The organism is Clostridioides sp. ZZV14-6154 (assembly GCF_020657785.1).
GTDB lineage: Bacteria > Bacillota > Clostridia > Peptostreptococcales > Peptostreptococcaceae > Clostridioides.
On record NZ_JAGWCY010000001.1, the window covers coordinates 1,030,803 to 1,056,158 of the forward strand.

The 25,356-nt window shown below is 26.9% G+C and carries 24 protein-coding genes; 6 read left to right on the forward strand and 18 right to left on the reverse strand.

Translation table 11 applies throughout. The features are described 5' to 3' along the window. Positions 1 to 24: 24 nt before the first annotated feature. From KGF45_RS05090 to KGF45_RS05100, 3 genes are all read right to left on the reverse strand, one after another. Positions 25 to 453, reverse strand: coding sequence for a CBS domain-containing protein (locus tag KGF45_RS05090; protein WP_227434263.1), 429 nt, complete (start codon positions 451 to 453; stop codon positions 25 to 27). Between the two features lie 422 nt (positions 454 to 875). Then, a complete protein-coding gene (locus KGF45_RS05095; protein ID WP_227434262.1) occupies positions 876 to 1,076 on the reverse strand; it encodes a cold-shock protein in 201 nt (66 codons plus the stop codon). Between the two features lie 182 nt (positions 1,077 to 1,258). Beyond that, positions 1,259 to 2,413 carry an amidase domain-containing protein gene (locus tag KGF45_RS05100; protein WP_227827229.1) on the reverse strand — a complete coding sequence of 385 codons (1,155 nt, stop codon included), beginning with the start codon at positions 2,411 to 2,413 and terminating at the stop codon, positions 1,259 to 1,261. Positions 2,414 to 2,663: 250 nt separating this feature from the next. Here KGF45_RS05100 and KGF45_RS05105 point away from each other — a divergent pair, with 250 nt between their 5' ends. Beyond that, positions 2,664 to 3,485, forward strand: a complete 822-nt coding sequence (locus KGF45_RS05105) for a pyridoxamine kinase (protein WP_227827228.1) — start codon at positions 2,664 to 2,666, stop codon at positions 3,483 to 3,485. A gap of 74 nt (positions 3,486 to 3,559) precedes the next feature. Here the strand turns inward: KGF45_RS05105 and KGF45_RS05110 are convergent, their stop codons facing one another. The 8 genes from KGF45_RS05110 to KGF45_RS05145 all read right to left on the reverse strand — a co-directional run bounded on the left by KGF45_RS05110 (position 3,560) and on the right by KGF45_RS05145 (position 10,340). Next, entirely contained in the window at positions 3,560 to 4,951 is a 1,392-nt protein-coding gene (locus KGF45_RS05110) for a sensor histidine kinase (RefSeq protein WP_227827227.1), read from the reverse strand. Positions 4,952 to 5,083: 132 nt separating this feature from the next. Continuing rightward, complete coding sequence (locus tag KGF45_RS05115) at positions 5,084 to 5,839, reverse strand: lantibiotic immunity ABC transporter MutG family permease subunit (RefSeq protein WP_227827226.1); 756 nt, start codon at positions 5,837 to 5,839, stop codon at positions 5,084 to 5,086. 1 nt (position 5,840) lies between these two features. After that, positions 5,841 to 6,560, reverse strand: a complete 720-nt coding sequence (locus KGF45_RS05120; protein ID WP_227827225.1) for a lantibiotic immunity ABC transporter MutE/EpiE family permease subunit — start codon at positions 6,558 to 6,560, stop codon at positions 5,841 to 5,843. Between the two features lies 1 nt (position 6,561). Beyond that, on the reverse strand, positions 6,562 to 7,269 hold the full coding sequence (locus KGF45_RS05125; protein WP_227841961.1) for a lantibiotic protection ABC transporter ATP-binding protein: 708 nt from the start codon (positions 7,267 to 7,269) through the stop codon (positions 6,562 to 6,564). Between the two features lie 127 nt (positions 7,270 to 7,396). Next, positions 7,397 to 7,927 carry a hypothetical protein gene (locus tag KGF45_RS05130; RefSeq protein WP_227827223.1) on the reverse strand — a complete coding sequence of 177 codons (531 nt, stop codon included), beginning with the start codon at positions 7,925 to 7,927 and terminating at the stop codon, positions 7,397 to 7,399. A 101-nt stretch (positions 7,928 to 8,028) separates the two neighbouring features. Continuing rightward, a complete protein-coding gene (locus tag KGF45_RS05135; protein ID WP_227839603.1) occupies positions 8,029 to 9,102 on the reverse strand; it encodes a DUF4097 family beta strand repeat-containing protein in 1,074 nt (357 codons plus the stop codon). Further along, positions 9,095 to 10,021 (reverse strand): DUF1700 domain-containing protein, encoded by a 927-nt coding sequence (locus tag KGF45_RS05140; protein WP_227827221.1) that lies wholly within the window; start codon positions 10,019 to 10,021, stop codon positions 9,095 to 9,097. The genes KGF45_RS05135 and KGF45_RS05140 overlap by 8 nt, the downstream gene beginning before the upstream one ends. Then, positions 10,008 to 10,340, reverse strand: a complete 333-nt coding sequence (locus KGF45_RS05145; protein ID WP_009889116.1) for a PadR family transcriptional regulator — start codon at positions 10,338 to 10,340, stop codon at positions 10,008 to 10,010. The genes KGF45_RS05140 and KGF45_RS05145 overlap by 14 nt, the downstream gene beginning before the upstream one ends. A gap of 189 nt (positions 10,341 to 10,529) precedes the next feature. Here KGF45_RS05145 and KGF45_RS05150 point away from each other — a divergent pair, with 189 nt between their 5' ends. Then, a complete protein-coding gene (locus tag KGF45_RS05150; RefSeq protein WP_227827220.1) occupies positions 10,530 to 11,660 on the forward strand; it encodes an MGDG synthase family glycosyltransferase in 1,131 nt (376 codons plus the stop codon). Between the two features lie 143 nt (positions 11,661 to 11,803). On the opposite strand, the gene KGF45_RS05155 is transcribed toward KGF45_RS05150, so the two are convergent. Further along, a complete protein-coding gene (locus KGF45_RS05155; RefSeq protein WP_227841962.1) occupies positions 11,804 to 13,702 on the reverse strand; it encodes a glutamine synthetase in 1,899 nt (632 codons plus the stop codon). 313 nt (positions 13,703 to 14,015) lie between these two features. Here KGF45_RS05155 and KGF45_RS05160 point away from each other — a divergent pair, with 313 nt between their 5' ends. Beyond that, complete coding sequence (locus KGF45_RS05160) at positions 14,016 to 14,792, forward strand: 3'-5' exonuclease (RefSeq protein ID WP_227827218.1); 777 nt, start codon at positions 14,016 to 14,018, stop codon at positions 14,790 to 14,792. A gap of 92 nt (positions 14,793 to 14,884) precedes the next feature. Here KGF45_RS05160 and KGF45_RS05165 read toward each other — a convergent pair whose 3' ends face one another. Both KGF45_RS05165 and galT read right to left on the reverse strand, forming a co-directional pair. Next, complete coding sequence (locus KGF45_RS05165) at positions 14,885 to 15,637, reverse strand: exodeoxyribonuclease III (protein ID WP_227827478.1); 753 nt, start codon at positions 15,635 to 15,637, stop codon at positions 14,885 to 14,887. 135 nt (positions 15,638 to 15,772) lie between these two features. Continuing rightward, a complete protein-coding gene (gene galT / locus KGF45_RS05170; protein ID WP_227827217.1) occupies positions 15,773 to 16,723 on the reverse strand; it encodes a galactose-1-phosphate uridylyltransferase in 951 nt (316 codons plus the stop codon). A 374-nt stretch (positions 16,724 to 17,097) separates the two neighbouring features. On the opposite strand from galT, the gene KGF45_RS05175 reads away from it, so the two are divergent. Then, entirely contained in the window at positions 17,098 to 18,294 is a 1,197-nt protein-coding gene (locus tag KGF45_RS05175) for a pyridoxal phosphate-dependent aminotransferase (RefSeq protein WP_227827216.1), read from the forward strand. Between the two features lie 87 nt (positions 18,295 to 18,381). Here the strand turns inward: KGF45_RS05175 and KGF45_RS05180 are convergent, their stop codons facing one another. The 3 genes from KGF45_RS05180 to KGF45_RS05190 form a co-directional block, all read right to left on the reverse strand. After that, positions 18,382 to 18,834 (reverse strand): MarR family winged helix-turn-helix transcriptional regulator, encoded by a 453-nt coding sequence (locus KGF45_RS05180; RefSeq protein WP_227827215.1) that lies wholly within the window; start codon positions 18,832 to 18,834, stop codon positions 18,382 to 18,384. A 310-nt stretch (positions 18,835 to 19,144) separates the two neighbouring features. Then, positions 19,145 to 20,590: an adenylosuccinate lyase gene (purB, locus tag KGF45_RS05185; RefSeq protein ID WP_227827214.1), complete on the reverse strand. Its 1,446-nt coding sequence runs from the start codon at positions 20,588 to 20,590 to the stop codon at positions 19,145 to 19,147. Positions 20,591 to 20,730: 140 nt separating this feature from the next. After that, positions 20,731 to 21,642 (reverse strand): tyrosine-type recombinase/integrase, encoded by a 912-nt coding sequence (locus KGF45_RS05190; protein WP_227827477.1) that lies wholly within the window; start codon positions 21,640 to 21,642, stop codon positions 20,731 to 20,733. 255 nt (positions 21,643 to 21,897) lie between these two features. Between KGF45_RS05190 and KGF45_RS05195 the strand changes: the two genes are divergently transcribed. Both KGF45_RS05195 and lepB read left to right on the forward strand, forming a co-directional pair. Further along, entirely contained in the window at positions 21,898 to 22,722 is an 825-nt protein-coding gene (locus KGF45_RS05195; RefSeq protein ID WP_227827213.1) for an undecaprenyl-diphosphate phosphatase, read from the forward strand. 39 nt (positions 22,723 to 22,761) lie between these two features. Further along, a complete protein-coding gene (gene lepB / locus KGF45_RS05200) occupies positions 22,762 to 23,292 on the forward strand; it encodes a signal peptidase I (protein ID WP_227827212.1) in 531 nt (176 codons plus the stop codon). 77 nt (positions 23,293 to 23,369) lie between these two features. Here the strand turns inward: lepB and KGF45_RS05205 are convergent, their stop codons facing one another. Next, complete coding sequence (locus KGF45_RS05205; RefSeq protein ID WP_227827211.1) at positions 23,370 to 25,157, reverse strand: UvrD-helicase domain-containing protein; 1,788 nt, start codon at positions 25,155 to 25,157, stop codon at positions 23,370 to 23,372. Between the last annotated feature and the right edge of the window lie 199 nt (positions 25,158 to 25,356).

Here is a 25,356-nt window from a genome sequence, read left to right on the forward strand (position 1 = left end):
ACTTGAAAAGTTTCAAAAAATTTTCTAATTATCATCTGCTAAATTTTTATATCCACGTATTATCTCATAACAATAACCTATTACATCTCTTCTTTTTATTATTCCAATAAATGTATCTTGGTCATCTATAACAGGAATAAAATTTTGATTTAAAGATTTTATTACTAAATCTTCAATGTCTGCATTGATGGAAACAGGAGAATTATCCATTTTTCTATTGATATCTGTTACTGGAACATCTTCCAATCCTTTTAGGTCCAGATTTAAGTCGTTTTTTAATGTCCATAAAAAATCACCTTCTGTTATAGTTCCAATATATTTACCCTCTTTGCTTATTATTGGAATCGCAGAGTATTTGTGATATTCCATTTTTTCTAGGGCTTGCCTTATAGTGTAGTCTTCATATATATATGCTACTTCACTTTTTGGTGTTAGAAAGAATAATATGTTCATTACACTACCCACCGTTACCGAAAACTTACAAATATTATCCAATATTTATAATGTTACTTTTTTGCAGTAACTTTCTCCTTTCTCATTTTCTAAGTATTTTTTAGATACTATACGCTGTAACAAGCGTTTTTCTTTTAATAGCTTTAAATGTCTATGCTTTATTAATATTTTTGTATGGTCTATCAGCGTCACTTATTCTTTTTATAGAAAATTAACTAGAGATTAATTGACTTAAACTTAGCCATAATAATTTTACTCTACACTATTAATTTTAACATATTTATCTTATTATTAATGCCTTTATTTTAATAATTTTAATTTATTTTGAAATTAATTTAGTTTCCAAAAAACTGAAAAAACCGCTAAACGATTAGCGGCTTATCTGTCATATTACTAGAATACTAATATATATGAATTTTTAATTATAATCTAACTACATTAGCAGCTTGAGGACCTTTAGCTCCATCTACTACTTCGAATTCAACACTTTGTCCTTCTTCTAATGATTTGTATCCATCTCCTGTTATAGCTGAGAAATGTACGAAAACATCTCCTTCACCTTCTACAGATATAAATCCAAATCCTTTTTCATTGTTAAACCATTTAACTACACCAGTTTTCATTAATAAATCCTCCTAAAAAAACACAATTATTTAGCTACTATTTCCTGTAACCTTATTACTACTTTATCACATATAGCTATGTTTGTCAATTATTATTATTTTTATACATTAATAAGCATTTTTTTTAATTTATAATATTAAATCATTGTTATCTTTTATACTTTATTTTTCTTTATACATTTTTAATAGTTTATTTTTATTATATGGAATCTTATAGATTTATCACTCCAACCTAAATCCCATGGCACAAGCATTCTATCAGTATTATGACAGGTTACCAAAGGATATCCTCTTGAATCCAATCCTGTTACAGTTGAAACATGTGTTATTCTACCTTTTTTTTCATATCCTACAAAATCTCCAGGACGTAGATTATAAGCTTCTTTGTAAACATCTTCGTAAGAACCTTTAGCTATTAATGAGCCTCTTCCACTATAGAGAGCATAATTTTTAAAAGCTTGTGCATTTACCCATGCTTTTGTTCCTGCTCTTTCACTATAATTCCAAATTGAATTTTTCTTAAACTTTCCACTTTCAAACATTATCTGTGATGCAAAGTTGGCACAATCTCCACCTTCTGGATTATAATCTCTATAATTTGGATTAAACTTCATACCATGTTCTTCGTCTGCTGCTGCTCCACAGTATTTATGTGCATAATCTATAGCCTTCTTTTGCTCCTCTGTGAGCTGTAGCTCTACAGCATTTTGTTGACCAATATAGCTTCTTATATCATCAGATTTTATATTTTCTAAATTTAAAGAATCTGCAAAAGGGTCTGTATACCACTCTTTAGTTATGACATATTGATTATCTATGATTTTTACATTTAGATAATGATATGTACCTATTCTAAATGCATTTTCTTTGTCCTTTTGATTTTCATATGAGTACTTATACTCAGTTGATACAGAACATATTATGCCATATAAGTCTTTTTCTTTTTCTTTTATTTTTTTAACTTTGACTCTTGTTTTTATATCTTTAAACTTTACACCTTGTTTACTAGACCAATTTTCTAAATACTTCATCTTTTTTACTTCATTTTCATAAGCCCAAAGACCAAACTTTTTTTCTGTCTCATAAAGGCCTTTTAAAATATTTTCATTTTTCTCCAATATTGCCTTATTTCTGTAGTCAAATAAATTTTCAAGCAATAGCTTATACTGGTCTTTTACATCATCACCTTCAACAGTAGCAGATTCTATAACTTTTTCTTTCATATTTTTCATACTTAAATCATTAATTAAAAATACACCTGCTGTAGTAGCTAAAGATAAAAATACAAATGCCATTATACCTTTGATGTACTTATTTTTATTTTTCAGTATTTTCAAAGCTACACCTCCCAAATAGTACACCTTACGAATAAATTCACAAAAAAGCTGTTATTATATACAATAATTTTCATATTTAATAATTCTCTATCTTATTATGTCCAATATTAAAAATTAATTGTATTGATACACTGTTTTTTTTACAAATTTTTATTTTATAATCTACTTTTTTCTTTTTTTTATAGTAATATATATGTATATAAATATTTTGTTATCATTATGATTAATACATACTAATGGAGGGTTTTTTATGCAAAAAAAAGTCGCAGCAATTAATGACTTATCTGGAATAGGAAAATGTTCATTATCAGTTGCTATACCTATACTTTCAGCATTAAAGGTTCAATGTTGTCCATTTCCAACAGCTATACTTTCAAGTCAAACTGGTTATCCTGAGTTTACATTTTTAGATTGTACTGATGAGATGGTAAAATATTCAACTGTTTGGAAAAATTTAAAAGTCAACTTTGACAGTATATATAGTGGTTTTTTAGGTTCAAAACATCAAATTGAAATAGTGGCAAATTTTATAAATGATTATCCAAATGCTTTTATTGTAGTTGACCCTGTAATGGGTGATAATGGAATTATGTATCCAATCTTTACAGAAGAAATGAGACATGAAATTAAAGAATTAGTTAGACATTCAGATTTAACTACTCCTAATTTAACAGAAGCCTGTTTCTTAACTGGAAATGACTATACAAAAAAGGATTATAATAGAGATGAACTTATAAATATTGCAAAGTCTGTATCTTCTTTAGGACCTAGTAAAGTTGTAATCACAGGCATATTAGAAGATGATAATATATTAAATTTAGCTTATGATAGAGATACTGACCATGTATTTTTTACATCAGTTAAATACAATAATTGCTCTTATAGTGGAACAGGAGACATATTTACATCTATACTTTGTGGTATGTTAGTGAATAAACATGATTTGGGAATGGCTGTTAATACAGCAACTGACTTTATATATAAAACTATAAATTACACATCTCAATTTGATACCAATAGAAATGATGGGGTTATGTTTGAAAACTTTTTATCAGATTTAACTAGTATATAAAATTCAAAAAAATTATCCATTTTGCAAATACCTATAATATAAAATTTAGGTATTTAAAAAATGGATATTATTTATTAAATTATTGGTATTTCAATTGTTACCATGGCACCACCAGTTTTTATAGAGTTTTCAATATACAAAGTCCCATCATGTTTTTGGACAATATTATTTACAATGTATAGACCCATACCGTAATGAGATTTAGAGTTCCTACTTAAATCACCTGTATAAAATTGTTCTTTAGCTTTTGATAAATCTTCCTTAGAAAAACCTCTTCCACAATCTGTAATTACAAATTTTAAGTATCTTTGATTTACTAATACATCAAAATATAAATTACTTTGATTTGTTGAATAATCAATAGCATTTGAAATTATATTCATAATAGCTCTAAATAATAATTCTCTATCTATTATTATATTCTTAGGTAAATCATCTTGCTTATAAAATTCCACACTTAAACTTTTTGTACTGGAGAGTGCTTCTATTTGCACCAAAACATCCTCTATAAATTTATCAATATTAATACTTTCTTTATTAATCATATAACCTTTATCTGCTTTAGATATGTATATTAGAGTATTAATATATTTTTCTATCTGAGTAGCGCTATTTGCTATATATTCCATATATTCTAATAGCTCAGCATTTTCATTTATTTCAATTAATAAATCAGTATTTCCATGTATAATGGTTAATGGTGTCTTTATATCATGTGCTAATGCAGATATCTGTTCTTTTCGAGTTTCTTCCAGTCTCCACTGCTTTTCTAAAGAATCTTTTAATGCTAACTTCATTTTTTCTATAGAAAAAAGAACATTGTCAATTTCATAAATATCACTAGACTCTATTGTAAAATCTAAATCTTGCTGTTGTATTTTTTCTGTAGCATTTTTCAAAAGGTCCATTTTTGCATTAATTTTTTTACCAAAGGATTTTGATAGTATAACCATTTCAATAAAAAATGCTATAACAAAAATAATAATCCCTAATACTTCTGGTTTTGGTAAATATTTTCTTAAAGCTGGAGAATTAAATTCTGATACTATATCATATCTTATTATACATACTTCATTTGGTCTAAAAAGTTTTATATAATTGTCTGACGAATGGCCGCTTTTTACTTCGATACCTTTCATTAAATTCCAGGTTTCTTTTGCTTCTTCATTATTAAAAGTTCCTGAAGTTAATCTACCATCTAAAGTATAGATTCCATAATCACAAAAATCTGGTATTATATCTTTAGTTACTTTTTCACTTGAAATAATTTCATCTTTATATTTATAGATTTGCTTTTCTGCATAATTGGATGGCAATACTACTCCTAATGATAATAACACAGAAAACAAAAATACTAAAAGAATTCCCAAAGTAATTGTTATAACAAAGAATACAGATAAATATCTTACAAAAATAGTTCTTAACTTTACAACTTTTTTATTATTAAACTTTTTTTCCCAAAACATTCGTATCATATCCTCCAAACAGTTTAATTAACAAATAAACAACTATGTATCTGATTATTTTTATCTCTTTTATGCTATCAAATTATACTATAATATAATAATACAAATAATCTAAATAAACAATTAGTTATTTTATTCTTCAGATTTCTTACCTTCCCATTTAGAAAACCAAATACATAAAATTACAAATGCAAAAATAGTTGCAAAACCACAAATTAAACCTATTAACTGAAACTCTTGAATGGATTCAATTTCTTTAGAACTTGAAAAAGATGCCCAAACACTTACAAATCTAACGCCCCATGCACAAGGAATATATTGCCATATACCATCTCCTAGTCCAGTTAGTAATAGTGCTGAGAGTAAAGTTTCCACTATACCTACTCCAATTGATGCTCCTTTTCCAAATCTCAAACTTAAGAATAAATGTAATATATATTCAAATAGATTACTTCCAACTAAAATTAAAATTGAAATCATATAAAAACTTAGTGTAAAAAGATTATCATTAAAAATAGTATTTATACCAAATTTAAAACCTAAAACAGAAACTAATGTTGCTCCAAAACCAAGGCATATTAAAATTATATATTTACTCATGAGTGTAAGGTATTTTGGATTAGATGCTGTTAGTATATGCTTATAATTTCCTGAGTAATATTCTTGTTCAACACACATTGAACACATAATACTTGATAATAAAGGAAAAGCTATAGCTATAACTTGTAAATATACTACTATCTTTGATATACTATCATAACCTGAAATATTGTAATATCCTAAAAATAAGCCTATTCCTACTAATACAATACAAAAGTGTATTAGTACTATGTAAGTTCTTTTTAGTTTTATCAAGTCAGAATTAAATAGTCTTATTAGTTGTGCCATATTATTTCACCTCTCTATTTTTAAACCAAACACTTGTAGCTAAAGTAAATAATATAAATAAAACAATAGATATTAATATCCCTGGTAAAATAACATTAGTACTTAAAAGTTCATTCCCTTCTGGTACAGGAAGCCCATTTGGTAAAATATGCAATACCGCAGCCATTAATCTTGATGGAATTGAATATGGAAATAAGTACCATGAACTTGTAGTTGAAAAAACAGCTACTCCAAGCACAGTGAAAAACATATTTATTAAAACTGTAATAAACAAACCAAATTTTGAAGCTAAAAACATACAAAGTGGAATTTGCCACATAAATAGTAAGATAAGTACTATAGTTCCAATAATATTTTGATTTATTAAAATAGTTTTCTTATAAACTACTCCAATAAAAACTATCCCTATCATGAAAATAATTGAAGATATACAAAGTATAATGGTACAATAAAGTATTTTTCCAGTCCAGATATTTTTTTTGTCAACTGGCAATGACAAGACACCTTGATACTTCTTTTTTTCATCTTTTTGTACTACTAAAGAACAAATTAAAGTTATTGCTCCTGGAAGAAACATAGTATACCACCAATTGTAAGTACCATTTTGTCCTCCACCTAGTCCAAAACAGATAAGTATAGAAAATATTGGGGCTATCCAAGACAATCTCATTCCAAAAGTTCTTTTCATCTTTTGGAACTCTGCTCTAACAAATCTTTCCATCTTACTTACCTCTCTTTCTATTTTCAGCTACAACTTTCATAAAAAGTTCTTCTAAATTTTGTTCTTTTGATACTTCTCCTTGATACCCTATTACTCCATTAGAAATTATTCCAATTTCATCTACAACTTGCTCAACCTCAGACAAAATATGACTTGATAAAATAACTGTAATTCCTTGCTTTGGAAAAGAACGAATCAATTCTCTAAGTTCTTCAATTCCAATAGGGTCAAGTCCATTTGTAGGCTCATCTAAGATTAAAAGTTTTGGGTGATTTAATAATGCGATAGCAATACCAAGACGCTGCTTCATACCTAGAGAAAACTGACCTGAACGCTTTTTAAAAGTATCTCTTAAATCAACAATCTCTAAAACTTCTTCAATGCGAGAGTCAGGAAGACCAAGTAATGTAGTATGAACTTTTAGATTCTCTCTTGCTGTTAAATTCTCATATATAGCAGGTGATTCAATAAGAGACCCAATGTTTGCTAAGTCTTTTCTAGTCCATCTATTACCTTCAAATAATATCTTTCCAGAAGTGGGGTTTAAAATCCCTGTTATCATTTTTAATAAAGTAGATTTCCCTGCTCCATTTGGTCCTAATAATCCATAAATAGAATTATGTTTAATTGCAATTGAAATATTATTAACTGCAGCCTGCTCCTTAAATTTTTTAGAAACTCCTTTTACCTCCAAAATATAATTACTCATAATTTTCATCCTTTCTTTTGTCAAACTTATTTACAAGAATCATTTTAAATCATAAATATAAGGATTTTATAAGGATTAAAAAATTATAAAAAAAAATGATGTGCTTTTAAATAAAACACATCATTTCTTATGTTAACTCTATTAATTCTCCATTGTAGTATATCTCTACTTCTTCAACCCAAATACTATTATCATCTTCTTGAATGACATTTTTGATAATATTATTTATAGTATATATTATATTTTGTTCATTTAAATAATCCTCTTTCCAAGAAACTCTCCCCTTTTCATCAGGTTCAACTAAGTTTATCTTTACTAGACTATCTTTTTCCTGAACTTCAACTTCCATATCTAAACCATTAAAATACTCATGTGATAAAGTATCTAAGATTAACTGTAGTTTATCTTTTAATGTACTTTCTTCATCTATTTGCAAGTATTTTACTATCTTTTCATCCTTTGAAACTATCTCTATAGGTATTTTAGCTGTTTTTTTAGGATTAATTGTATCAGTTTCTTCTTTGATGTCTTCACCTTTCTTTACAACTGCAGAATCTCTAGAATCAACCAATTCTACTTTGTCAACTTTATAATCCATACATGCTGTACTCAATAAAGTAGTAGCAATTATTAAAAAACTTACTGCTATTTTATTCATAAGTATCCCTCTCCCAATTCTATTTCGATACTTATTATACCATAGTATAGACTATATTTTTATACTTTTAGGTCAATTTATTAATTATAGTAATAAATTATTTACATTTCTAATTTATTTGAATTTATTTTTATAGTATACTCTTGTTCTAAATTCGACAAGTTTTCATTTAAAAGCCCTTTTATTTCTCTTATATTTTTATATGAGTTATGATTTTCTTCACTGTGTTCATATCCATCTGAACTATCACTGTATTCTTCTGCTTCATCATTAATATCTTCTATTCTTTCTTTAGACTTTATGTCGCAATTAAACTTATACTTATTTACTGGTAGAGTAAGACTTACTTTAGAATTTGGAACATCTATATCTAAATTTTTAGCAATTGGAAAATCACAATATATGCTAAAGTTGTTATCATAATGCGAATTCCTACCTATTTTTTCCTTTATGTTTATATTTTCAGGTATATATTGTTCTACATTATTGACAAATATGTCTTCATATTCTGAAGATATATCTAATGATTCTGATTCTATATTTACGTTTTTAACACCTAAAACTGATTTTGTAGATAATTCAAGATTATTACTAGATATTAAATTTAATGTATCTAGCTTATTTATATTATTTTCAGTTATAACTCTCTCAAATCTTCCATAAGAACTCTTATATGTTATATTATTTGAAGCTACATTATCATATACTAATAGAGATGAATCTACACTTGATACATTTATATCTACATTATTTGGTACATAGATTACTATTTCCCTATAATCTCCTGAAAACATACTATTTATAGATGTATTAAATAATTGGTCAAAATTTTTAATTTTTTTAACACGATTTTCATATTTTCGTTCACCTTTTACAACTAATGTCTTATCCTTTAAAGTTACATTATATTTGTAAAACTCATTATTTCCCCTTGTTGTCACACGTACATCTTCACTTGAGTGTCTCTTTATCGTAACATTTATATTGTCAACAGATACATCTAACTTGTCAATATTTACTTTTTCTTGATAAAGTTTATTTTCTTTTTTAAATTCAGCTTCTTTTTCGAGTCCAAAGTTTATTAAACTTGGCATAACTAAAATCCCTGACCATGTTGTTCCAATTATACCTATTACTAATAAAACCGCAGCAAATATGGCAAGTTTCTTATTCATGTTTATCTTCTCCTTTCTTATCATCTATCTCTTCAAAATCTTTATACATTGACTCAAAATTTATGCTATCATCATTGTAATTATCAGATTCCTTTATATCTTCTTTTTCTATATTGTAATAATCATCATATAAATCTTCATCACTATCTTTATTCAAATCTTTCTCACTTAAAGTATCTTTATTTCTTTTTTCCATCTTTTCATTTGCATTTATATAAATGTTTTTTCTCTTTATCCAATTTATATAACTACTTAACAATTGTTTGCCTAACTTTATAACAAACAGTAAAATTTGCCATGCCAGTATCTCTAAACCTATAAATGCTATAGTCGCAAATATACAAAACATTGTAACATCTGGAACCATTGAAATAAATTTAATTACAAATGGAATTGATATGACAAAAGCAATCAATGTACATACTAACCCAATAGCAACTGAAATAATAGCACATACAAATGCAAATGCTGGAATAATCAATAATAAGGATAAAAATACTAATAAAATCTTTATAGCTTCTCTAGATACTCCTACAACACCTTCTTCTATACTTGGAGTAAGTTTATCATTTACTCTTTCTTTCGATTTATTGTATTTTTCTTTAGCTTCATCTTTTAAAATAGAATATCCCTTTTTCATATCTAACTTGAATTTACTAAACTTATCATTTAAAATATCTGTGTTTATTATTTTTTCATCTTCAATGTTTTTTTCTTTCGTCTGTAGAATAAGTTCTCTTGCTATAGATTTTGGTGAACCAAGTGATGATATTATCTCCATATCACTCTTTCCTTCTATAATCCCATCTACAAAATATTCTTCATAATCTCTCAATATATCATTAACTTCGCTCTCAGAAAAATCCTTTCTTAGATAATCCTTTAAAATTTCCAGAAACTCAGTTTTATTCAAGTTCATTACCTCCCTCATCTTCACTTATTAAAATCTCAACAGCCTTTACAAATTCTCTCCATTCTTCCATCAAATTGGATAAGTTTTCTTTTCCTAGTGAAGTTATTCTATAGTATTTTCTAGCAGGACCCTCATTAGATTCTAGTATATATGTTTCAAAATACAAATCTTTTGTCAGTCTTCTTAGAATAGGATATATCGTTCCTTCATTTACATCTATTACTTTAGAAATATTATGTACTATTTCATATCCATACATATCTTTTTTAGATATTAGCGCGAGTACACAAATTTCTAAGACACCCTTTCTAAATTGTGTGTTCATATACTCCATCCTTTCTTTAAATACACAGTATTGTGTTTTACAAGGTACTATGTTAAAACTTCTTATGCTTTCATAATAACACAGTACTATGTTTTACACAATAGTTATTTTTTAATATTATTATTGATTAAATTCTTCTGTAAATGTATAATACTCTAATCAGATATATTTTATGAAAGTGGTGATAAATTGTCTAAAACAAAAGAAGATAAAACTATATTAATCTTAACAGCTCAATTTGGTGCTGGTCATATAAGTGCTGCAAAAGCAGTTAAGGAATGTATCATTGAAAAATATAGTAATTACAATGTTGTTATACAAAACTTTATAAATGCAAGTATCCCTATGATGAATAAGCCTATGGTGAAGCTTTATGAAAACAATACAAAATATACTCCTGGATTATATAATTATTATTACTATTTTAAGAAATCGTTTGACTCAAGACATGATTTCTCTCATAAATTATATACACCTAAACTTTCTGAGTATATTTCTGATATAAATCCAGATTTGATTATCTCTACATTTCCACTAGCAGCTGCTTGTGTAAATAATTTTAAGATAAAAAATCCTGACATAAATATACCCACATTGACAGTTATTACAGATGTTGTAGACAGTATGGAATGGGTTTTTGAAAATACAGATTTATATTTTGTTCCATCTCCAGAGATAAAAAATAGATTTTTTCAAAAAGGAATAAACCCAGATTCCATAAAAGTTACTGGAGTTCCTGTAGATAAGAGATTCCAGATTGAAAGTAAAGAACCTTGTTATGGAAAATATAGATTATTGCTTTTAGGAGGAGGAAGAGGTCTATTTGATATAGATGAGGATTTTATGCATTGGATAGATGACTTTATTGAAGAACATATTAATTCCATAGAGATTACAATAGTTACAGGTAAAAATAAAAAACTATATGATAATTTAACTCATAAAAAACCTCTAAAAAATATAAAAGTACTTGGATTTGTAAATGATATGTACAATCTAATAGAAGAATGTGACTTAATGTTGACTAAACCTGGAGGAGCAACTATATTTGAAGCAATCCAGTCTCAAACTCCAGTGCTCGTAAAAATGCCAAAAGTTGGTCAAGAAATTGAAAATGCCAAATTTATAATAGATAAGGGTCTTGGAATGATTTACAGCGATGACCTAGACCTAAAAAATATATTTTATAAGTTAGTGTCAAATGAATTTGATTCTATAATAAATTTTATGAAAAAGAATCTAGAAGAATTTAAAACAGTCATTCATCCAGATGAAATTGCTGATTATATATCAGAATTAATAGATAATCAATATAATTAATTTAGATTAATTTTATTGTAAAACTTAAAATCAAAAATTAAAGGCAATTGAGTATGGTTTTTACATTTGAGATTTAACTCAAAATGATTTAATCATACTTAATTGCCTTTATAATATCAAAATCAAATTATTATCATTTTATCTTAGTATATATTTTTCTTGTATTGCATATATAATTGTTGTATTTCTTCCATGCTTCTCTTTAGTTCTATTTGTAAATCCGAAGCAGTTTGATAATCTTTATTTTCTACAGCTTCTCTTACTCTAGTAAATAGTGATTCTCTAGTTAAAGTGTCTTTCATAATATTAAACTTTAAGTCTGATATTGAATTCCAAACTACTTCATCAAGTGCATCCATATTTTCTTTTGTGTGTACTTTTACAATACTTCTTATCTTTTGAATTCCCGCTTCTATTATTCTAGTTTTTAATTTTTTTTGCCACTTATCTATTGCCCCAACTTTAAATGATTCTATTATGCTATCAGTAAATACATCGCCTTGTTTTAAAGATTTTAATTTAGAAGCATATATCTCTAGATTTTTCATATTTTCATAAACTGTTGCTGGAGGTGTTCCAAATCTTGCATTTCTTTCTTCTAAATTATAATGTTCAAATACATCATTTTCATCTCTATATGCTCTGTCTTTTTCTAAATAGAAACTTTCTTCTCCCACATTTTTAGATAATTCTTTTTCTAGTTCTTTAGTACTAAGTCCACTCTTAGCTGCTGCTTTTATACCATCTAACATTGTTTGATAACATCCTGCTATTACTAGATAAGTATTAGATAGAGGACTTGGTGATCTTAACTCAAATCTTACAGTCTTTGGATTCTTTATATCTCTTATTAACCCAACAAGTACTGACCTATTTCTAGATGGCATTTCATAACTATGACCTAAAGATGTAACTATACATACAGGTGCTTCAAATCCAGGAACTAGTCTATTAAATCCATCATTAGAAGCTGTTACAATTGGATTTAATACTTCATAATTATAAAGAAGTCCCATAAGAGCTCCATACCCTAATTCACTTAGATAATCTTCTTTTAAATCTTTTGGAGCAAATAAGTTTTTGCTACTTCCATCTTTTAATTTTGCACTTACTCCTACATGTGTATGACCACCACTTCCTGCAACTCCATGAATTGGCTTTGCTTTAAATGTGACTTCTAATCCATGTGATGTAAATACATCTTCTATAACATCTCTTACTAATAATTCATTATCTGCCGCTTGTAATGGTGTAGAAAACTTCCAAGAAACCTCTAATTGCTCCATAGCATGGTTTGTCTTTCCATCTATACTTATAGAACTTTGAATTCCACCAACCTCTTTATGAGCCATTTCAGGGCTTACACCTAGCTTTTGAAGTATTATTAAACTTTGTTCTAGACAAGTTCTTATAATACCATGAGTTCTTTTCCAGTATTGTTCTTTTAAGCTTTGTGATACATATAATTTTTCTAAGTCAGCCTTATCTTCAGGAGTATTAACCCAAAATTCAAGTTCTGTAGCTACTGTTAACATTATTTCTTCTATATCATCTACTGAGTTTATTCCTATATTGTTTATTACATGTGGATATTCTCTAAATATTTCAAACATAGATTTCTTAAAATATTTATCTGCTTTTTGAAGAATTCCCCTAGAACATACTTTTTTATTATCATGTATTAGAAATGCAGGTATCTTTAATGTTCCTACAGGTAATCCTGCTTCTTCATCTATGTATTCCATATTGTAATCTACATACCAATGACAACTTTTATCTGGCATTAAGTCTACTTTTGCATTATTTAGTGTTGCTATATTATAAAGCTCAACACTTGAACCATCAGTTTGTATAGCTGATTCTAAGAATTTATCTATATCCTCTAAAAATAATTCTACAGGAATTTTTTCGTCTGTTGCATTTCCTCCTAAGTCAACACCCATTAAAGAAACGAATCTTATGTTTTTATTGCTCTTTAGGATTTCTCTTATCTCTTCATTGGTATGCTTATCTTTCTCTATTACATATAATAAACTCTCCATCTTTTCACTCTCCTATGATTTTTGTGTAAATTTTATTTTATTAAATATACAAGATAAAATTCATTTTTCCTTATGTTTATGAATTTTTCTTGCAAAACATTCGTGTTTTATTCGTGTTTTTATTTATATTATTATATATCAAGTACAAAAAGTTCGCAATATTTTTTCTTGGAAAAATATTATACATACAATAGTTTAACATTTTTATAAATATGGGGTATACTAAAATAAAAGTATTTTTGTTTAAAAATTTAATTTAGCTTATAATATAATCTATACTAGTAATAATACAAAAATTTAGGAGATAAACTTTATGGAATACATAATTTTCGATTTGGAATTCAACCAAGGCTTTGACAAAAAACTCAATAAAACTGTGTCCAATGAAAAATGTCCTTTTGAAATTATACAAATAGGAGCAATTAAACTGGATTCTAAATTTAATATAGTAGATACATTTAATAGCTATATTAAACCTACACTATACAAGGCAATGCACCCTTTTATTAGTCGTATGACTAATATTAAAGACTCTGATTTTAACAATTCGCCTACTTTTCCTGAGGTTTACAACAATTTCATAAAATTTATAGCATCACACGACCCTATACTATGTGTTTGGGGAGTTGGAGATTTAAAGGAATTATACAGAAATATCAATTATCATAAGCTAGCATCAGATATTTTACCTAAGTCTTATATTAATATTCAACAACATGCATCTAAATATTTTAATAATCCAGCAGGAAAAAGTATTGGCTTGCAAAATGCTATTTCTATATTGGAACTTGATGAAAAAATGTCTTATCACAATGCTTTAAATGATGCATACTATACATCGAAGGTTTTTATTAAGATATACAATCCAAGTATAGTACCTGATATATATGTATATACAAATATTAAATCTAAATCTATAAAGTATTCTAATAAAAAAAGAGTTGACTATGATAAATTGTTTGATGAGTTCAAGAAAATTCTAAATCGCGATTTGACTAAAGATGAGAAAAAAATTATTAATTTAGCTTACAACATGGGAAAAACAAATCAATTTGAATTAGAAAATTGTAAACAAGGAAAAAATAAGTGAAATTTATCTAGGTTAAAAACAGGCATGTAGATTAAAAGAATAATTAACTTTAAATTTACATCTACAGCCCAATTTTTATCCTTATGAAACTTCTATCTTATCTCTAATTCTACTGGACAATGGTCTGACCCCAATACCTCAGTGTGTATATTTACATTTGTCAATCTATCTTCTAATTTTTTAGATGCACAAAAATAATCTATTCTCCATCCAGCGTTATTTTTTCTTGCATTAAATCTATATGACCACCAACTATACACTCCTTCTTTATCAGGATTAAAGTATCTATATGTGTCTATAAATCCACTATCTAATAATTTAGAGAATTTTTCTCTTTCTTCCTTTGTAAAACCTGCGTTCTTTGTGTTGTTTTTAGGATTTTTCAAGTCTATTTCTTTATGTGCCACATTCATATCTCCACACACTATTACAGGCTTATAATTATCTAATTTAACCAAATAATCTATAAAGTCATCTTCCCATCTAGTTCTATATTCTAATCTCTTTAACTCAGATTGAGAATTTGGAGTATATACAGTAACAAAATAAAAATCTTCAAATTCTAAAGTTATAACTCTACCTTCTTTATCATGTTCTTCTATATTTATTCCATACATTACTTTTAAAGGCTCTTTTTTGGTAAATATAGCAGTACCTGAATAACCTTTTCGCTCTGCATAATTCCAGTATTGAAAATAACCCGGCAAATCTAACTCTATTTGCCCTTCCTGTAATTTAGTCTCTTGTAGACAAAATATATCTGCATCAATATCTCTAAAAAAGTCTAAAAATCCTTTCCCTACACATGCTCTTATCCCATTAACATTCCACGATATAAATTTCATATTCCACTCCTCATCTAAATAGTAATTTTCTATTAGTTTTTTCATTTATTTTTCTATTTGTTTTTATTTTAACATTGATATACTATAATTTTATTTTAAAATTATTATTTCTTTAATACCTAAAAAGTACATCCTTTAATCAAATTTTAATTTTTTTGTTAATTCTTCAGGATTCATTGAAGAAACATACATATTTGTTCCAAGTTCAAATCCTCCAAGGTTATACTTTCTTGGTATTATGTGCATATGAACATTAAAGTATGATTTTGTTTCAATTTTTGTTGGATGAGTATGGATACACAAGTTAAATGGCATATATCCATTTATATTATATAATTTTTTAAATAACTTTTCGAATATCATAGAAAGCTCTTTTATATTGTTATCTGTTAATTCATCAAACTTTATGCTGTCTTTAAATATTACTCTTACTTCTCCACTGTACTTAGTTGCATATGGTATAATTACTAAAAAAGCATCTCCATTATAAACCACTCTTTTATTTAAACTTATTTCATTTTCTACCAAGTCATTATACAAAGAGCTTTTATTGCTATCATAATACTCTTTTGAAACCAACAACTCATTTGTAATTTCAGGTGGAATAAAAGACATAGATAGTATTTGAGCATGTGGATGCATCAAAGATGCTCCAGCCTTTCTCAAGAAATTTTTAAAAATACTCACATATTCTACTTTGTCATCTTTCGACAAACGTTTAAATCTATTTCTATACATAAAAAAAACATCTTCAAATTCTTTTTGATTCATATTGTAAAAACTGCTGTTATGTTTATTACTTTCTATCATTACCTCATGAATACCATATATATCTCTTGCCAAATCATCAATTATAGGAAATTTATTATATATGGATTTTACAAGCCAACCTTCATCACCTTTTATTTCAAATAGTGTATCCGTTGCATAAACTTCATTTCCCTTACAAAATGGGCATCCTTCATCGTATTCATTAGTTTCTTCTTCATCATTTGGTACATCAATTGTATCTAATGGCCTTTTCAACCTATCAGTAGCAAATATAACAACATCATTAGTAATTGGATCTATTCTTAATTCTCTCATAATTAACACCTCTTAGTTAATAGCCTTTAATATAATTATATGATATTTATTGTATCTGTTAAATAAATTTATAATATTTTTTATAATTTTACATATTTAGTATTATGTATTTTAATTTTGTAATACAAAAAAATTATAACTAATATATACATATATTATCATACTATAAATAAGTTTATGTACATATAATTTATTAGTATAAATACGAGTATTTCACTCTAATTTGTTAAAAGTTTATTTTAAAGCTATATTAATTTTTTTTGATGATTTTTACCTATAAGTATGTTATTATTATCTTGTAAAGATGTCTTGTATTCCAATATACAATTTACATAATACAATATACGTATTTAAATTAAATAGGGGGTATTAAAATGAATTATTCAAACAGAGTTAGTGCAATGCAAGCCTCTCCAATCAGAAAACTTGTTCCATTTGCACAAGCAGCAAAAGATAAAGGAATCAAAGTATATCACTTAAATATAGGTCAACCAGACATAAAAACTCCTCAAGGGTTTTTTGATGCTGTTAAAAACTTTGATAGCGAAGTTTTAGAATATGCTACTTCTGAAGGTATTCCAGAATTATTAGAAGCACTTCAAAATTACTACAAAACTTACAATATGGATTTTGAAAAAGATGAATTATTAGTAACTAATGGTGGTAGTGAAGCTTTACTTTTCACTATGATGGCTGTTTGTGACCCAGGAGATAATTTATTAGTTCCAGAACCATTCTATACTAACTACAATGGATTTGGTCAATGTGTAAACGTAGAAGTTAATGCTGTTACAACAAAAGCAGAAAACGGTTTCCACCTTCCATCAAAAGAAGAAATAGCTTCTAAGGTAGATGATAGAACTAAAGCTATAATTCTTTCTAACCCAGGAAATCCAACTGGTGCAATTTATACAAAAGAAGAACTTAATATCCTAGCTGAAATAGCTAAAGAAAAAAATCTATGGATAATAGCAGACGAAGTTTATAGAGAATTTGTTTATGATGGACTTGAATACACTAGCTGTGGTAACTTAGAAGGTGTACAAGACAGAGTTATAATAATAGACAGTGTTTCTAAGAGATACAGTGCTTGTGGTGCTAGAATTGGTTCTATCGCTTGTAAAAATAAAGGTCTTATCGCTCAAATACTTAAATTATGCCAAGGAAGACTTTGTGTTCCTACATTAGAACAAATAGGAGCTGTTGAATTATACAAAACTCCAGTTTCTTACTTCAAAGAAGTTAATGAAGAATACAAAAAAAGAAGAGATGTATTATACAATGAATTAATGAAAGTTGAAGGTGTTATCTGTAAAAAACCAACTGGTGCATTCTATATAGTTGCTAAATTACCAGTTGAAAATGCAGAAGATTTCACAATCTGGATGTTAAAAGAGTTCAGTAAAAATAATGAAACTGTTATGGTTTGCCCTGCTGAAGGATTCTATGCTACTCCAGGTTTAGGACGTGACGAAATAAGATTAGCTTACATCTTAAATGAAACTGACCTTCATAGAGCTGCTACATTATTAAAAGAAGGTTTAGAGCAATATGTAGCTTTACACAAATAAATTTTAAAAGTTTACCTTATGTAAATTTTATTAGATAAAAAATCCCCTTTTCAACCAATATTTGAAAAGGGGATTTTTCATAGTTTCCTATTTAAATTCATCTTTATTTAATATATACTGAAGAGTATTTATTGCTCCTAGATAGTTCTTTCTATCTTCTTCAGTTAGTCTAGAAAGCTTTTCTTCCAATCCATCACTTAATTTATCCATAAAATCAGAAGCTATCTTATCTCCTTCTTCTGTAATGTCAATTAAATACTTTCTTCTATCAACTAAATCTCTTTCTCTTGTTACATATTTTTTTTCTGTTAAATCATCTACCATACTAGTTAGACTGCCTTTTTCTATATTTAATTTAGAGCATAAATCAGTCATGCTTATTACTCCATAATTTCTTATAAATACTAATGCTCTCAATTGTGTTTTATTTACATTATAGTCTGGTGCGAATTTTTTTAGGTCTTCTAAATATAAACTAGAATAAATCTTAGGAAATGTTTTTACCAAAAAACTTATAGTATCTTTTACTACGTATTTCATACAATCACCTCGGTTGTTTTAAAATTTATTAAATTATCTAACTAACTTTATTTCAGTTTACATTAAAAATATTGCAAGTACAATAGTTTTTGAATAATGATTAAATTTAATTAGTAATCTTATTATTTTTCTTGTTTTTAATTATATTTTTCTGATTAAATATTATTTATATAGCTATTTTATTGAATTCATGATATAGTAAATAAGGAAGAACTCTTCACAGCGGTGAAGAGCAGACGCTAGCCCATTAAAATGGCTATCTTATTTATAAATAAGATAGCCGTTTTTAATTATATTTTATCTATAAAACTTACACTCTTAAATCCACATCTACTTTTCCTAAATCTTCTTTATAATCTTTTATAGTTGGTTCTACAACTTCATTTACAAATTCTACAACTTGTTCTGGAGCTCTACCTATAAATTTTTTTGGGTCCATTATAGATAATATTTCTTCCTTGCTCATTTTAAATGAATCATCATTCATTATAAGCTCAATTAAATTATTATCTTTTCCTTCATGTTTAACTCTATAAGCAGCTTTCATAGAATATTCTCTTATTATCTCATGTAATTCCTGTCTATCTCCACCTCTTTTTACAGCTTCCATAAGTATTGTTTCTGTAGCCATAAAAGGAAGTTCTTCATTTACACGTTTATTTATCATATTTTCATATACTACTAACCCATCAGTTACATTTATACCTATTTCAAGTATAGCATCTGCTGCCATAAAAGCTTGAGGTATAGCTAATCTTTTATTGGCTGAGTCATCTAATGTTCTCTCTAACCATTGAGTAGCCTGTACCATTGCAGGGCTTATAGATTCAGATATTATATATTTAGATAAAGAAGCTATTCTTTCACTTCTCATTGGATTTCTTTTATAGGCCATTGCTGATGAACCTATTTGATTTTTTTCAAATGGCTCTTCTAATTCTTTTAGACTTTGTAAAAGTCTTATATCATTAGTCATTTTATGCATACTTTGAGCTATTCCTGATAATACACTTATTACTTGATAGTCTAGCTTTCTAGTATATGTTTGTCCACTTACTGCATAAGAAGAACTATATCCCATTTTTTTACAAATTTTCTTATCTAACTCTTTTACTTTTTCATGGTCTCCTTCAAATAAACTTAAAAAACTTGCTTGAGTCCCAGTAGTCCCTTTAACTCCTCTTAATTTCATATTATCTATTCTATAATTTAAGTCTTCTAAATCAAGGATTAAATCTTGAGCCCACAAACAAGCTCTTTTCCCTACTGTTGTAAGTTGTGCTGCTTGAAAGTGCGTAAAACCAAGAGCTGGCATATCCTTATACTTAAGTGCAAATTCTTTTAAGTTATTTATTAAATTTACAAGCTTTACTCTTAGAAGTTTTAAGGCTTCATTCATTTGTACAACGTCTGTATTATCTCCAACATAAGCAGATGTTGCTCCTAGATGGATGATTCCTTTAGCTTTTTCACATTGTAAACCATACGCTTTTACATGAGACATTACATCATGTCTTACTTCTTTTTCTATTTTTCTAGCTTCATCAAAATTTATATTATCTATATTAGCTCTTAACTCATCTAATTGTTCTTCAGTTATATTGATTCCTAACTCATGCTCACCTTCAGCAAGAGCAACCCATAATCTTCTCCATGTAGAAAATTTAAATTGTGGAGAAAATATATAACTCATATCTTTACTACAGTATCTATCTGTAAGCGGATTTGAGTACGTAGTATATTTGTTATCTATCATTATATTAGCACCTTCCTTAAATCTTTTGTTGTATAGTTATTATGTACATATTAGTACATAAATAATTATATATAATTTTACGAACTATAACAAGACTTTTTTATTTTTTGTTCATATTTATATAGAGTATTTTTTACGTGCTAATACTTTTTATTTATATCTAGATTATCTTTCTCAATTAAATAATCCACAATCTCGCTATCAACAAAATTCAATACATATTTATATCTAATTGCATAGTATTTATCACTCCAGCCAAGTTGATTTTTTACGTCACTCTCATCCGCCCCAAGTCTTAAACTTATTGCTGCAAATGAATGTCTAAAGTCTCTTGCTGAATATTGAGAAAGCCCTGCTAAATCTAATGCTTTTTTTACTATCAATCTGACATTTCTATCTGTTATAGAATTGCTTTTTTGAGTTGTAAAAATAAAATCATCATTAGGTATTATTACTTCTGGAAGTCCAGAATAATTTCTGTAGTCTTCTAAAAGCCTAAAAAAGTATGGATGTAACTTTACTACTCTCTCTTTTCTTCCCTTTCCTAGTCTAACATACGAGTTATCGTTTTCATCTACCATAAGGTCTTTCCACTTTAAGCTAACTAATTCATTTAATAAACACCCAGTAGTAACTAGACAGACTATTATCACTCTATCTCTTATATTCAGTTTTGGTAAAATACCTATAAGCTTATTTATTTCCTGTATGCTTAAAACATCATCCTTTGTCTTTATTCTAGTTACTGTTGGTTTTTCTACATGCCTAAATGGATTTATATCTATATATCCTTCTTTTTTTAAAAAGTTATAAAAACTATGTAAATAACTATATATCTTTTCACAAGTTGATTTTGCATATTTGGTTTGTATATAGTCCACAAAATTTTTACAATCTTCTTTTGTTACATAAATTAATTCTTTTCCTTTTAGAAACTCTTTAAATAACATAACCTTTGATAAATAATCGTGTTTTGTACTTGGGTTTAATTTTGTAGAAAAAACATTAAAAGTTTCATACTCATAATCATCCAATATTTTCGTAATATACATAATAACTCCTTTCCTTTTCATAAAATAAAATAGTTATACTTTTACTATACCATATATTTCCCCTTCATATATACCCCTTATTCAATAGACAAGTTTCAAGTTTATTTTTTTAAATTATGAAGGTTTTATGAAAATATCAATCTTCCATTGTGCACTACACAGTACTGTGGTATTATAAGTTAGTAAAAGGTGGCATATTTTATTAATATTTGAGTAAAATATGCTACTATAAATTTGTATTGGAGGTATTTAAATTTGGAAACATTTAGTTTGCTTGAAGTTTTTAAAGCAGTCATTTTGGGAATAGTTCAAGGAATTACAGAATGGCTACCAGTAAGTAGTACAGGGCATATGATATTAGTTGATGAATTTATAAAATTGAATTTTTCATCTACATTTATAAATACATTTTTAGTTGTAATTCAATTTGGTTCAATATTAGCTGTACTTGTTATATTTTTTAGGAAGTTAAATCCTTTTGATAGTGCAAAGAATACTAAACAAAAAAAAGAAACAGTTCGCTTATGGCTTAAGGTTATAATTGCAGTTATACCATCTGGAGTTATTGGTATACTGTTTGAGGATGATATAGACAGATTATTCTTCAATTCAACAGTAGTTGCAATTGCTCTTATTGTATATGGTATAATAATGATAGGACTTGAAAGTAGAAATAAAAGACCAAAATATAAAGATTTTTCTCAAGTTACATATAAACTAGCTCTTTGTATAGGTTTATTCCAATGTCTAGCTCTTATTCCAGGTACATCTAGATCTGGTTCAACTATAATTGGTGCAGTATTACTTGGTACTTCTAGATATGTAGCAGCAGAATTTTCATTCTTCTTAGCTATTCCTACAATGCTTGGAGCTAGTGCATTAAAACTTTTAAAAGCTGGATTTGGATTTACTGGATTTGAATGGCTTATTTTGGGTGTTGGCTCTGTAGTAGCTTTTATAGTTTCAATCGTAGTTATTAAGTTTTTTATGGATTATATCAAAAAACACGATTTCAAAGTCTTTGGTTATTATAGAATAATTTTGGGTATAGTTGTTCTTGGTTATTTCTTTTTATTCTAAAGTATTTTAATTTAATGACAAATGATAAGGAGAAAAATTATGAGTGTTAAAAAGGAAATATTTGATTGGATTAAGTCAATAGCCATGGCTATTGTACTTGCATTTGTAATATTACAATTTATAAGACCTTCTATTGTTAGTGGAGAATCAATGTATCCTACTTTAGACGATAAAGACTATTTAATTTTAAATAGAATATCATATAAAGTTGGTAAACCTGAAAAAGGTGATATTGTAGTTTTTAAAACTGATTTAGTTGATGGAGATACTGGAAAGAAAAAAGATTTAATAAAGAGAGTTATAGCTACTGAAGGTGATAGTATAAAAATATCCAATTCTAAAGTATATGTAAATGGCAAATTAATAACTGAACCATATATACATAATAATTATACTTCTGGAGATGTAGACACAGTCGTTCCAAAAGGAAAGTTATTTGCAATGGGTGATAATAGAGAAAATAGTAATGATAGTAGATTCCCAGATGTAGGTATGGTTGATGAAGATGAAATTATTGGTAAGGTCATGGTAAGATTATTACCTTTTGATAATATTGGAAAAGTAAGTTAAAAAAATAAGAGACTGAATTGGTAATATTTATTCTACACAATTCAGTCTCTTTTAATTTTTTGAATTCAAAATACGTTTTATTCCCTATCCTCTTTTGATTCTGTAATAATTCTTATTATATCACTTGCATCTTCATTAAAGGTTGTTACTATACTTAGATAGTCAGTGGCCCTACTCATAGCCAAATAAACCTTATTTAAATCACCTACAAAGTCATTTACTTGATAATCTTGCTCTGTATCATTTATTGTTTGATTATATAACATTTCTAACTCACATATTATTATCGCTTTATATTCTAAATTCTTTATTGTATATATATTTGCTATTGTCGTTCCTACCTTCTTACTTATGTTTGTTAAGTTATCTTCTGCACATATATAAGGAATTTGTGCTTCTTCTAATGCCTTTTTTAACATGTATTGAAAATAAATAGTTTTTCCACTTTTTAATTTCTTCTTATTATAAGGATATACAATAGCAACTTCAGAATAATCAAGACCTTTTTGGCTTATCAAATATTCGATTTCCCATATTACAGAACTTATTTGGTCATCTAAATCACTTACTTTTATTATATCAACCGACTTATTACCACCTCTAAGTGCTTTTGTATTAAAAAAAGTATTAAACTTTGTATTAGGTCTTAATTCATTAATATAAGCATTAGAATTATTTGAAAAATTATTTGTAAAATCAACAATTTCTTTAGCTTGCCTATAATTTTTATTTAATATGATTTTATCATCAAACTCTATATTACTATATAGTTTCCTAAATATATTTAATCTATTAAAGATATTTAAAGAGTTACAAGAATACACATTAAATATGAATTTTGTTTTATATAAAAACTCTCTTATAAAATCTATTTCATAATCTAAAAAACTTTCTGCTTCATCAATAAAAATAGCCTTAAACATGTTTTTATTCTTTATAATGTTTTGTGCTTGCTTTACAAGATTATTAAATGTTTTTTCATAATCATTTTTTAACATATTGTAGTCAATGATTAGATTATATTTTTTAGCTAATTTAAATATAAAAGAGCTAAATGTATGAACTTCTAAATTGTTGTTATCTTTATATAATAATTCAATTCTTTCTCGAAGTTCATTACATAGTTGTTTTGTATGTGTAAATATTAGTAATTTATGATGTGGATATACTTTTGCCAGTTTTATAGCTCTAGAAAGCATATTTGCCGTTTTCCCTATACCAGAACCGCCTTCAATAAGTGTATTTCCATATTTAATAGAAATAGCATCTTTAATTTGAATTTCTTCCATCATAGTTGCTGTATATTTATAGTCATCATTGTAGAAGGAAATTTTTTTAAATTTTTCGTTTAGGTGAAGTGTGTCATTTATTATATAGTATTCTGAACATATATCTAATAAAAATAAATTTAAATTTATTTCATCATTTTTTTCCTTAAGATATTCATCCAGTGAAGCACTAGCCATTATATCTTGAAGCTTATTTTTATCTATTATATTATTATTCACAAATTCTTCAAACTCATAAGCTTCGTCTACTTCAACATATGGCATAATATAAACATAATTATAGCTTATATTTCTATTCTTTTGTCCCATTTTTAGTTTCAAAAGCTCATATTCCTCATGCATAACTTCAAGTAACTCTTCTTCCAAAATAAAATATATATCTTCTGTTGTATCCATAAATTTTATAAATAAAATTTTTCCATCTTTTACATACAACAAGTCAGTATTTATTCCTTTAAAAGGAGTAACTTTTGGCACTACTTTAACGTCCTCATTGATATTTTCGTAAAATACTTTCTCGAATTCTTTCAATTTCAGGGCGTCTAACTGAGAGTTTATATTTATGTATTGGCTCACTTACATTACCTCCTTCTGTTATAATTAATTATACCATTTTAAACTATATTTTTATATATACTTTTTATAGGCAAATTTAGCAAACAAATTCAAAATAAGTACAAATAAATACAAAACTATTAAAGAAAATTTGCAATAACTATAGATATTTATTGTTATAAAATATTTTATGTAGATAATAAATTGATAAATTTCATAA